Source organism: Kosakonia beeri (assembly GCF_054165705.1).
This window is the reverse complement of the sequence record NZ_CM135106.1, coordinates 2214158-2225968: the sequence shown is the minus strand read 5'-3', so window position 1 is coordinate 2225968 and position 11811 is coordinate 2214158. Positions and strand designations below refer to the sequence as shown.

General features: G+C 55.6%; 8 protein-coding genes. 2 read left to right on the top strand and 6 right to left on the bottom strand.

The window, feature by feature from the left end:
• Positions 1 to 29: 29 nt before the first annotated feature.
• Positions 30 to 377: a MerR family transcriptional regulator gene (locus tag ACUY4S_RS10675; protein ID WP_458021892.1), complete on the bottom strand. Its 348-nt coding sequence runs from the start codon at positions 375 to 377 to the stop codon at positions 30 to 32.
• An 85-nt stretch (positions 378 to 462) separates the two neighbouring features.
• Between ACUY4S_RS10675 and ACUY4S_RS10670 the strand changes: the two genes are divergently transcribed.
• Entirely contained in the window at positions 463 to 1347 is an 885-nt protein-coding gene (locus ACUY4S_RS10670) for an alpha/beta fold hydrolase (RefSeq protein ID WP_458021893.1), read from the top strand.
• Positions 1348 to 1382: 35 nt separating this feature from the next.
• Here ACUY4S_RS10670 and adhP read toward each other — a convergent pair whose 3' ends face one another.
• The gene (gene adhP, locus ACUY4S_RS10665) at positions 1383 to 2414 is read right to left on the bottom strand and encodes an alcohol dehydrogenase AdhP (RefSeq protein WP_458021894.1); all 1032 of its coding nucleotides are present in this window, start codon (positions 2412 to 2414) and stop codon (positions 1383 to 1385) included.
• A gap of 26 nt (positions 2415 to 2440) precedes the next feature.
• Positions 2441 to 3961: an acetaldehyde dehydrogenase ExaC gene (gene exaC / locus ACUY4S_RS10660; protein ID WP_312689333.1), complete on the bottom strand. Its 1521-nt coding sequence runs from the start codon at positions 3959 to 3961 to the stop codon at positions 2441 to 2443.
• Positions 3962 to 4233: 272 nt separating this feature from the next.
• Between exaC and ACUY4S_RS10655 the strand changes: the two genes are divergently transcribed.
• Positions 4234 to 5997 (top strand): sigma-54-dependent Fis family transcriptional regulator, encoded by a 1764-nt coding sequence (locus ACUY4S_RS10655; RefSeq protein ID WP_458021895.1) that lies wholly within the window; start codon positions 4234 to 4236, stop codon positions 5995 to 5997.
• An 88-nt stretch (positions 5998 to 6085) separates the two neighbouring features.
• Here the strand turns inward: ACUY4S_RS10655 and ACUY4S_RS10650 are convergent, their stop codons facing one another.
• The 3 genes from ACUY4S_RS10650 to ACUY4S_RS10640 form a co-directional block, all read right to left on the bottom strand.
• On the bottom strand, positions 6086 to 8377 hold the full coding sequence (locus tag ACUY4S_RS10650; protein WP_312689330.1) for an autotransporter family protein: 2292 nt from the start codon (positions 8375 to 8377) through the stop codon (positions 6086 to 6088).
• 419 nt (positions 8378 to 8796) lie between these two features.
• A complete protein-coding gene (gene mqo, locus ACUY4S_RS10645) occupies positions 8797 to 10452 on the bottom strand; it encodes a malate dehydrogenase (quinone) (protein ID WP_458021896.1) in 1656 nt (551 codons plus the stop codon).
• 311 nt (positions 10453 to 10763) lie between these two features.
• Positions 10764 to 11678: an N-acetylmuramic acid 6-phosphate etherase gene (locus ACUY4S_RS10640; protein ID WP_458021897.1), complete on the bottom strand. Its 915-nt coding sequence runs from the start codon at positions 11676 to 11678 to the stop codon at positions 10764 to 10766.
• Between the last annotated feature and the right edge of the window lie 133 nt (positions 11679 to 11811).

Here is an 11811-nt window from a genome sequence, read left to right as displayed (position 1 = left end):
AACGCGACGACGCCTCCGGGCGTCGTTTTTTACTCAGTGCCCGCAAGGGCGGCAAGAAGCTGTGCGCGACGGCGTTCGAGGGTGGCGATTTGCGCCTCAATCGTCGCCAGCCGTTGACGTTGCAACGCGCGGGTTTGCGGGCACCACGCGGTCCCTTCTTCATTGCGCATGCAGGCCGGAAATGCAGCTATTTCAGCAAGGCTGAAACCGGTTGCGATTAACTGTTGAATTTGCCGCACCTGGCCTATCACCTGCGGTGGAAAGTAGCGATACCCGTTGCAGGCGCGTGTGCTGCATAGCAGCCCCTGGCGATCATAATGGCGGATTGAACGCACGCTAATGCCCGTCTTTCGGGCGACCTCGCCAATCGATAACATTTTCTTCCTCCCGGTAAAAAGCTTGACTCTGACACCAGTGTCAGGGTTGAGGATAGCGGCGTACATTCATCCGGAGGAACATTTTATGCGGTTATCCCCTGCCCGTTGTTTTGCCATGTTGTTGTTATGCTTTTCCGCCACGCTGTTTGCCAGCGACAGGAAGTATACCGTGACCTCAGCGGACGGTGTGGTCCTGGCCGTACAGGAGTCCGGTGCGCCACAGGGCCAGCCGATTATCTTTATTCATGGTTTATTAGGCAGCCACCTGAACTGGGAAAAACAGCGCCAGGATCCTGCCTTACAACGCTTTCGGTTAATCAGTTTTGATTTACGCGGCCATGGGCTGTCGGCAAAACCCACACAAACGGAGGCGTATCGCCAGGGAAGCCGCTGGGCGGAGGATGTGGCTGCCGTGATAACCGCAAGCCATGCCAAAAAGCCCTTGCTGGTGGGCTGGTCGCTCGGCGGCGCAGTGATCAGCCACTATCTGGCACGCTTTGGCGATAAGTCCCTGTCCGGGGCGCTGTATGTCGATGCCGTGGTGGAGTTAACGCCAGCGCAAATCCCGGCGCATGCACAGGTGTATGCAGCGATGACCTCGGCAGACTTAGCGACCCATCTTGATGGCGAGCGCGACTTTCTGCGACTCTGCTTTTACCAGCAGCCCGACGCGGTGACATTTGCCCGCCTGCAAGCCAGCGCCGCTATGGCCTCATGGGAGATGCAGCGTGCCGTGCCGTTAATGCAGGTAGCGCTTGAGAAGGGGTTAGGAAAAGCAACAATTCCGGTGCAGTTTATCTACGGCAAGCATGACCAGCTGGTTAATCCGCAGGCTTCGCTGGCGCGGGCCAGAAACGTAAATCCTCGTATCAGCGCGGTGTGGTTTGCCAATTCGGGGCACGCCCCGTTTCTTGAAGAGCCAGCCCGTTTTAACCAGCAGCTGGCGGATTTTGCGGATTCCCTGCGTTAACACACATCACGGGGCATCGCTGCCCCGTGTTGCGGTTATTTCGACATGTCGACCACGATCCTGCCAGTGATCTGCCCGGCACGCATCCGGTCAAAGATGCTGTTGATATTCTCCAGCGGTTCGACGGCGATCTCTGCATGCACTTTATTACGCCCGGCAAAATCCAGCGCTTCCTGCAAATCCTTGCGCGTGCCGACAATCGAGCCGCGCACGGTAATGCCGTCCAGAACCATATCAAAGATTGAGAGGTCGAATTTCCCCGGTGGCAGCCCGTTCAGCACCATGGTGCCACCACGACGCATCATGGTAGTGGCCTGTTCAAATGCCTTCGGTGATACCGCCGTCACCAGCACGCCGTGCGCACCGCCAAACTCTGCATGAAAGCGGGTCCCGGGATCTTCATTACGCGCATTGACCACCACCGATGCTCCCAGCTTGCGGGCAAACTCCAGCTTGCTGTCGTCGATATCGACTGCGGCGACGTTCATACCCATCGCCACCGCGTACTGGATCGCCAGATGCCCCAGTCCACCAATGCCGGAAATCACCACCCATTCTCCGGCGCGGGCTTCGGTCATCTTCAGCCCTTTGTAGACCGTGACCCCGGCACAAAGGATCGGCGCAATGCTGTGAAAGTCGACATTATCCGGCAGGATGCCCACATAATTGGCGTCCGCCAGGCAGTATTGCGCGAAGGTGCCGTTCACAGAGTAGCCGGCGTTTTGCTGACCGTGACAGAGTGTTTCCCACCCGTCCAGGCAGTGCTCGCAGTGACCGCAGGCAGAGTAAAGCCATGGCACCCCGACGCGATCGCCCTCTTTGACATGCGTCACCCTTTGCCCGACCGCTACCACCACGCCCACACCTTCATGGCCAGGAATAAAGGGCGGGTTGGGTTTGATCGGCCAGTCGCCTTCTGCTGCATGCAAGTCGGTATGGCAGACGCCGGTGGCTTCGATTTTGACGAGGATTTTGCCTGGCTCAACGCCAGGCACCATCACTTCTTCAATGACCAGGGGTTCGCCGAAGGCTTTCACCACTGCCGCTTTCATGGTTTTCAGTTGCATTTCTTCACCTCATCCACTGTGGTTTATTAGTACAGACCCAACGGTGCGCCGCTGTAGCTCACCAGTAAGTTTTTGATCTGCTGATAGTGACTCAGTGCCAGTTTGTGCGTTTCACGGCCAACGCCAGAGTTTTTGTAGCCACCGAACGCGGCATGTGCCGGATAGAGGTGGTAACAGTTAGTCCAGACGCGCCCGGCTTTGATCGCGCGCCCCATCCGCCAGGCGCGGTTAATGTCCAGCGTCCACAACCCGGCCCCCAGACCAAACTCGGTATCGTTAGCAATGCGCAGCGCTTCGGCTTCGTCTTTAAAGGTGGTAATGCCCAGCACTGGCCCAAAAATCTCTTCCTGGAAACAGCGCATACCGTTATGGCCTTTGATCAGCGTCGGCTGGATATAAAAACCATTTTGCAGCCCATCGCCATGTTCCACATGCGATCCGCCGGTAATGATTTCCCCGCCTTCATCGCGGGCGATAGCAATATAGGAGAGGATCTTGTCGTACTGCTCCTGCGAGGCCTGGGCACCAATCATCGTGTCGGTATCAAAGGGATCGCCTTTGCGGATATTGGCCATCCGCGCAATGACTTTCTCGACAAACTGCGGATAAATAGACTCCTGCACCAGTACGCGTGACGGACAGGTACAGACTTCACCCTGGTTGAAGAAGCCCAGCACCACGCCTTCTACCGCTTTATCGATATACCCCTCGTCGCCATTCATCACATCTTCGAAGTAGATGTTGGGCGATTTCCCCCCCAGCTCGACCGTGCTGGGGATGATATTCTCCGCTGCGCACGACAGAATGTGCCGCCCGATTGGCGTTGAACCGGTAAAAGCAATTTTTTCAATACGTTTGCTGCGCGCCAGTGGCTCACCCGCTTCGGTCCCAAAGCCATGAACCACGTTGAGTACGCCTTTTGGCAACAGGTCGCCAATCAGCTCCATCAGCACGCAGATGCCAAGCGGGGTCTGCTCTGCGGGTTTCAGCACGACGCAGTTACCCGCTGCCAGCGCCGGTGCGAGCTTCCACGCCGCCATCAGTAACGGGAAGTTCCACGGAATAATCTGCCCGACCACGCCCAGCGGTTCATAGATATGGTAAGCAACGGTATTGCTGTCGATCTCAGCCGCCGTCCCCTCCTGCGCACGAATGCATCCCGCGAAGTAGCGGAAGTGATCCACCGCCAGCGGCAGATCGGCCCCCAGGGTTTCGCGGATCGGTTTACCGTTGTCCCATGTTTCGGTTAACGCCAACATTTCCAGGTTGGCTTCAATGCGGTCGGCAATGGCCAGCAGCACATTGGCGCGATCCTGCACACTTGTTTTTCCCCAGGCGTCGGCGGCAGCATGCGCTGCATCGAGAGCCTTTTCGATATCCGCCGCATCTGAACGCGGGAACTCAGCAATCACCTGCCCGGTCACCGGCGAGGTATTGGTAAACCAGCGCCCTTCTACCGGATCGACAAATTCACCACCAATAAAGTTGCCATAACGCTGTTTGAAAGAGACTTTAGCGCCATCAAGGCCTGGATGAGCGTATTTCATAAGATGTTCCTCTGTTATTATGCGGTATAGGTGAGGCGTCTCGCTCAGATGCGGACAACGGGATATAAGCAGTTCTTATGCCAGGTTCTAACACTCCGGCAACAATTCAGCATTAACACTTAGCGATCAGTCAGTTAATCAACGTAAAAAAGATGCATGCCCAGCCATGTCGCACAATCCGGCGAACGCGGTATGGGAAATGTGTCGCATGTCGCTACATGTGGGACACCATTGTGCTACATAAATGCAACACACCCATGCCGGAGAGTGACATGCCGCAACGTGCACCGTCTTTAGCCCCTGCTCAGCCCCACACCGGGTTGCCCTGTCAACTTGAAGACTCCTGGCAACGCAGCCTCAACTATGGCCTGACGCGCGACGATGACGCTCAACCGTGGGTAGCCACCTCACTGTTGAAAGATGCGCGGGCGGAGAATGGCTGGGTCGGCCATCTGGTTGCGCCGCTGTTGACGCGCCTCGGGACGGAGCTGGCCCGACATCCGTCGATTATGGTGATGTCGGACGCCAACGGGCTGGTTCTCGAGACGCACGGTAACAGTGATTTCATGCACAAAGCGCAGCGTTTCGCGCTGTCGCCCGGCAATCTTTGGGGGGAGCATGCACGCGGCACTAACGCTATCGGCACGGCGCTGGCGCTGCAGCGCCACTGTGAAGTTTCCGGCGGCGAACACTATCTGAGTCGGAATGCCGGGCTGTTCTGTTCCGCTTCGCCCGTGTTCCGGCCGGACGGGCAAATCGCTGGTGTGCTCGACATGTCGACCCCGGCGCAGGCCCCCCGCCGCGATGCAGCCGCAGTGATCCGCCGGGCAGTGTGTGAGATTGAGCATGCCTGGGCCCGCAGTGCACTCGGTGCCGATCGCTGGCTGCTGAGCCTGCATCATGATCCGGCGGTGCTCGGCAGCGCTCAGGAACTGCTGCTGATTTTTGAAGACAACACACTGCTCGGCGCCAATAAACTGGCGATGGATGCCTTTTCGCTCACCTGCGGTCACTTTGGTGCCATGACACTTGCCGCGCTGTTTCCCGGCATTGACCTGCGCAACAGCAACACGCTGCAGATCGGTGATGATAACCGCCGCTATTACGCCCGGCGGACAGTGCCAGAAAGACGCTACAGCGGGCGCGGCATGCCGCATCCACAAGACGCGCTGTCGGCGGAAAAAGAGAAAGCGTTGCGCATTGTAAATGCCGGGATTGCGCTGTGCGTAACCGGTGAAACCGGCAGTGGGAAAGAGCATCTTGCACGGGAGCTGTACGCCCGCAGCCAGTGGCGAAATGGCAATTTTGTCGCCATTAACTGTGCCGCATTGCCGGAACAATTAATTGAATCTGAACTGTTTGGTTATGTTGCTGGCGCCTTTACCGGCGCCAGTCAGAAAGGGTATATCGGCAAATGCCGTGAAGCCGACGGTGGTGTGCTGTTTCTTGATGAAATTGGCGATATGCCGCTGGCGTTGCAAACCCGTTTGCTGCGGGTATTGCAGGAGAAAAGTGTCACGCCGCTTGGTGCCAACAGCAGCTGGCCCGTCAATTTTGCCCTCATCTGCGCCACGCACCAGGATCTGCATGCGCGGGTCGCCTCTGGCGCCTTTCGGGAAGATTTGCTGTACCGCATTCAGGAGTATCATTTGCGCATTCCGCCACTGCGCGAATGGCCGCAGGTGGCGAATTTTATTCATCAACTGTGGCGCGAAATGGGGGCGGCACAGCGCAACCTTTCGCTGAGCGATGAGGTGGTCCAGACGCTGGCGAACCGCCCCTGGCCGGGCAATGTGCGCCAGTTGTTAAGCCAGTTACGTGTGCTTATGGCGCTGGCAGAAGATGGCGACTGTATCACGCTGGCGGATTTGCCTGGCGAAATCACCCTTACCCGGCAAGCGCAGGTGTCGGTGCCGGCAATGGATGAACAAAGCGCCATTGCTGAAGCCGAGGGGAATATGAGTCTGGCGGCAAAAAAACTGGGGATTTCGCGCAGCACACTTTACCGGCGGCTGGAAAAGCGCCAGCCGGGCTGAGCCGCAGGCAGGCAACAAAAAAGCCGCAACCCAAAGGTAGCGGCTTTTTTGCATAAAGGGCGCACGGTGGTGCGCCTTTTTTGATGACTCAAAACAGTTTCTTAAAGCGCAGGCTCACTGACTGGTTAGTGTAATCCTGAGCCGCTGTGATGTCGTAGTACGCTGTGACGCTGGTGGTATCGGAGTGGATCAACGTCGCGCCAATGCTGGCATCCACGCTGTCTTTTTCCGGGGTACTGCCCTGGCTGGTAAAGCGGGTTTCATCTACCGCTGCCGCGTAGCTCGCCGAGACGTTCATTGGCTTGTTATCGTACTGGTGATACCACAGCACTTGAACATATGGCGAAACATCGCCCCACGGCGTTGCGGCCACGGTATCCAGTTTTGCCCCCAGACCAGATTTGATCGCATCGCTGTGAGCAGCGTCAATGGCCAGCGCGGCACCGTTACCGTTCGTCTCTTTGTAGCCTTCCTGATGCATAAAGCTGTAGCTCAGGTTAGCCAGCGGCGTCAGGGAGACACTCTCTGTCAACGCCAGCGGATAACCCACTTCCGCTTTCAGCGCATATTGCTGACCATCAAACTTACCGTTGGCTGTTCCGGTGTAACCGGTAAAGTCGATCTTACGCTGCGTGTTGAACTGCTGCGTCACGGCGGTGGCATACAGGCTGGTGTACCAGCGCTCGGCAATGTAGTTGGCATAGGCGGTCAGCCCCCATGAGTTGACATAGGAGTTGGAGCCGTTGAGGTTGCTTTTGCCCTTCACATTGGTTGAGGTGTAGCTGAGTGCCGCCCCCAGACGCCATGCATCGGTGATCGCCTGATCCGCACCCAGCACCACACCGGTATAGTCGGCGCGGTAGCCGGACATCTCAGACGTCGTGCCCTGATTGGCCCAGCCGCTGAATACCTGGCCCCATGCGGCTGTATCCAGCGCATTGTCGCCCGTTGCGAGGCCGCTCTGCCCGCCCGCTCGCGCAACCTGCAACGAGGTAATGCGTGAGCCGATCACATTCAACATATCGAAGGTGGTGGAGCTGGCGGCTGCCCCGGCGCTGATATTCTGCGTTGGCGAGAGCTGCTCGCCCGCTTTGTTCGCTTCAGCCGTGGAGCCAATCGCCAGCGAGGCGTTATAGAGATTCAGCAGGCGCGCATCCGACACGCCGGTGTAATTCTGCAAACCAAACAGTGCAGTGTTCGCATTCGGCAGGGTGGCGAAGATGTTGCGCGTGGTGGTGCCATTGCCGCCCGGTGTACTGACGACAGCGGGTGCCAGTTGCAGCACCAGCAGTTTATCGCCGGTGGTGGTATCGGTCTGGCTGGTGCCGGTGATCCCACCGTTCCATGACGTCGCGGAATAATTCAGGGCCGACGCGTTGTAATTGGTGTTCAGCGCGTCGGTGGCATCAACCACCACATAACGCTGTCCATTGGCGAAAGCATAGCCCTGGCTGACCAGATTCACCGAGGATCCCGAGGCGATATTAGCCGCACCATTGACTTTTAAGCGCCCATAGCCCGCATCAGACGTAAGATCGCCGGTGGTTAACGCGCTGCTGGCCACATTGATGTTCAGTGCAGCTGCGGCGGCCTGATCATAATTACCGGAAAGGGTAATGGGGTTAGACACATACAGCCCGGCACCGCTGTTGTAGAGGGTGCCGGAGGCTAAAGTCACGTTGTCGTTGAGCAGCAAGTCTCCGGAGACAAAATTCAGATCGCCACTGGAGATGTTAATCAGCCCGGTAGCCAGGGTGGTGCCAGGCGTGTAACCGGTCAGCGTACCGATCGTCCCGCCAGTCCCCCCGGCAATCGACATACCTGAAGAGGAAACAATATTGCCAATCACCGTACCGGAGTTGGTCAGCAGCCCCATGGTCGCGTTATTAATAATCGCCGAGCCGTTAATGGTTCCGGCACTGATAACACCGCTGTTATTTATCGCCCCGATGGTGCCTTGTTGGTTCACCAGCGAATAACCCCAACCGGCATGAATTAAACCAGTATTATTAATTACGCCGATAGTGCCATTATTAAGAATGCCATACGCACGGTCACTATTAATGGTGCCGATATTGTCGAGGATCGTTATCGAGCCCTGGTTCTGAACGCCATAGTACCCCGCGGTGATGGTATTATTGTTTTGCAAGGTACCCAGCGTACCCGAAGTATTCAGACCGGTACTGCTGCCATTGATGATACCGGTATTGCTGATCACAAAGGCGTCATAGTTTTCCGACGAAGTTACCGTGTAATCGCTCACCGTACCGGTGACAGTAACAGAACCGCTGGTCGCAAAAGCGTTAGCGGCACACATAGACGCGAGGGCGGCGGAAACCGCCAGCATCAGCGGTTTGACAGGAAAGGCGCGAGTCATCATTTTTACTCCAGAGTATGATTAACTGTTTAACAGTTTTATTTTTTATACGACGGCAGGAGCATTGGTTCTTCACCCACAGGCAAACTGCTCAGGCATAAAAAATGCCTGATACAAAATGCACCAGAACGCAAAAAATTCGTGATTAACCCTGGCTACTGAAGATAGAAAGAAAGCACGCTTATTATTTTCTTTGCAGAAAAATCTGTCAGGTCAATTTATTAGATCAGCCAAATCAGGAAAGTTCTTATTGCACCCACACTGAATATAGAGTCTTTCCTAACAGGGAGCAATCCTCTGCCAGCGATATATTTTCTGCGTGTGCTGAATAATAACCACACAATAAAAAACGTAATAATTGCGGAGGAAACTATACTGCGCTCAATAATAAAAAAGCCCCTGTTTCCAGAGGCTTTTTTTATTTACAGCGCCATATCATGCTGTGGCGTGGAGGCAGGTTGTTCCTGCGCAGGCTTCGCTTGCGGGGTGGTGTTCTGGTCGTTCATCTGAATGACCGGCGGTTTGGTCAACTGCAGCGTGGCGGCGGTGTCATCCCACACCTGCTGCGTCAGCGCCACATTACCATTCATCTCCTGGCCGTAGCTCGGTACGATTTCATGGATCTTGTTCTGCCACTCGGCAGATTTGAACTGTTCAGGGAACATTTTCTTGATCACATTTAACGTAATTGGTGCAGCGGTGGACGCGCCCGGCGAAGCACCCAGCAAGGCTGAAATGGTTTTCTGCTGATCGACGACGACTTCGGTACCCAGTTTCAGCACGCCGCCCTTCTCTTCATCTTTTTTGATGATCTGCACGCGCTGGCCGGCCTGAATCAGTTTCCAGTCCTCTTTACGCGCATTCGGATAGTACTCTTTCAGCGCCTCGAAGCGGTCATCATCACTCAGCATGACCTGGCTCACCAGATATTTCACCAGGTCAAAGTTATCCAGGCCAACGTGGGTCATCGGCATGAAGTTGCTGGTGGTGGTGGTGCTCAGCAGATCAAAGAAAGAGCCCTGTTTAAGGAATTTCGTCGAGAAGGTGGCGAATGGCCCAAACAGCACCACGCGTTTACCATCAATAAAACGGGCATCAATGTGCGGCACGGACATTGGCGGTGCACCTACCGAAGCCTGACCGTAGACTTTCTGCATGTGCTGGCTGGTGATGGCCGGGTTTTCCGTCATCAGGAAAGAGCCACCAACCGGGAAGCCGGCATAGTTATCCGCTTCCGGGATACCGGTTTTTTGCAGCAGTTTCAGCGCACCGCCGCCCGCGCCAATAAAGACATATTTGGCATCAATAGCGTGTTCGTTGCCATTGTTCACGTCTTTGATCGTCACATGCCAGGAGTTATCAGCATTGCGTTTAAAGTCGGTGACTTCTGAAGAGGTCTGCAGTGAGAAGTTGTTGCTTTTTTTCAGGCTGCCGACCAGCTGGCGGGTGATTTCGCCGTAGTTAACATCGGTGCCGACCGGGGTCCAGGTTGCGGCCACTTTTTGCTGCGGATCGCGCCCTTCCATGACCAGCGGTGCCCATTGTTTAATTTGCTGATGGTCGGTGGAGAATTTCATTCCCTGGAATAAGGTTGTTTGCTGCAATGCGGCATAACGCTTGGCCAGATAATTCACATTATCGCCCCAGACAAAACTCATATGCGGGGTAGAATTAATAAAGGCATGCGGGTTATTCAAAATACCGCGTTTCACCTGGGCTGACCAGAACTGGCGGGAAATCATAAACTGTTCGTTAATTTCCAGCGCTTTGCTCACATCAATCGAACCGTCCGGGCGTTCCGGCGTATAGTTCAGTTCCATATTGGCTGAGTGACCGGTACCGGCATTATTCCAGCCGTTCGACGATTCCAGCGCGACACCGTCTAGTTTTTCGACCATCACCTGCTTCCACTCTGGTTGCAGCGCTTGCAGCCAGGTGCCCAGAGAGGCGCTCATGATACCGCCGCCAATCAGCAGAAAGTCGGTTTTTTGGGTCTCTTCCGCATACGCAGAGGTCGCAGAAACGACCAGCATGGCGATCGCGGTCAGCGAAGTTGTTGTCTTTTTCATAGCAGGCATTTTGATAAATGAAATAGCATTCTGTGATTCGAGAAGGCATATATTAACGCACTTTTACCTTCTTTTAAAATATCATTCACAATTTTGACAATTCTTGCGATTAAAGTGTGGTTGCTTTTTTTAATTAAAAAAAGAGCTTCTTTATTTTGTGTGGAATTAATTAATCTGTAATTTCTTTTAAATTGCCAGAATATCAAACAGCTTGTTATTGCGAAGCGGGAAATAATTTCGCCCTTTATTTCGCCATATTGGAAAAGAAAAGGAATGTAACCGCCCGTCAGCGCAACGGCTGAACGGGCGGTGCAGGAAGATTATAACGCTGCCGCCTGCACATTGGCTTCGCGCAGCGCAATGCGTAGATGGTGATGGTTTTCTGCCAGTAACAACTTCGCCTGCCCGGCACTCAACCCGGAAAGCAGCATTAAAATCGCCGCGCGACCCTCGCCGTCGCTGGCAGAGAGTGCCTGTTTCGCCTGCTCGCGGCTGCACTGCGCAGCGGCCATCACGACTGCGATTTGGCGTTCAGCCCAATGGGTGTCTGTTGGCTGGATATCGACCCGCAGGTTGCTGTACACCCGGCCGGTGCGCACCGCCAGTCCGGTACCGAGCATATTCAGGATCTGCTGGCGTGCCAGTTCTGCTTTTGGCTCAGCAAAACCGCTGATCACTTCCGCGCCTGTCTCGGGGGCCAGCACAATATCAGCCAGCCGTGCGGCCGCGCTGCCACGGTTGCGGCAAACCAGCGCCACGCGTGCCCCGAGCGACATGGCATAACGCAGCGCGCCGCAGATCCACGGCGTTTCTCCACTGACCGAGAGCGCCACCAGCATATCGTTCGCAGTAAAGCGAATTCCTTGCAGATCGCTAACACCGCGCGCTTCACTGCCCGCGGCCATGTTTTGCTCTGCGTTACGCGCTTGGTCGCCGCCGGCCATTATCGCGACCAGCGGGTGGGTAGCGCCCTGCGCAAATCCGCTGGCAAATCGTACGGCGGCCAGCCCTGAAGCCCCGGCGCCAATACAGACCACTCGCCCGCCACGGTTGGCCGTTGCGCTCGCGTTGTCCACCAGTCGGGTGATGTCGGGCAGGCAGGCGGCAATGGCCTCGCAGACGCCCCGATCTTGTTGATTCATCAGCGCCAGCATGTCCCCGGTCGCGAGGCGATCGATATGGCGGGTGTCAGGGTTGCGGCGATCCTGGGTCGAACCGTTTGGCTTACTGCTCATAGAGTGCTCCTTCTCAATGGTTCCACACTCACTATAAGGTTATTTATATGTTGGACCTGAGAATGGGGTCACGCTTCCCGGCACCTTTTGTAAGTTTTCATCTTTTTACATCGCTTTATGATTTGCCCCCTAT